We start from the raw sequence: 320 nt of genomic DNA on the forward strand, positions 1-320 counted from the left end.
CTCTTTCATGGCGAACGCTTCGGCACGGCCCATTACTATACAGTTGGTAATAATCAGGCCGACGAATACGGAGAGCTGTTTGGACAGCTCATAAGCAAATGCTTGGAGCAGTTGGTCAACCAGCGTTACCAAGGAAGCAACAATCGCCATTTGCACGATAATACGGATGCTGTTAGGGATATAGTTGCGTACCAAAGAAATGAAGAAGCTGGAAAAACCGGTTACCAAAGCTACGGACATACCCATTACGATGGCCGTCTGAAGTTTGGTGGTAACCGCCAAAGCCGAACAAATACCCAAAACCTGCAAGGCACTCGGGT

General features: G+C 48.1%; 1 protein-coding gene. It reads right to left on the reverse strand.

What is annotated here, in order from left to right; translation table 11 throughout:
• On the reverse strand, positions 1-320 hold a 320-nt coding region (locus ACTHS3_RS17540), incomplete at both ends, for an Rnf-Nqr domain containing protein (protein WP_440368701.1).

The organism is Neisseria sp. P0009.S007 (assembly GCF_051962515.1).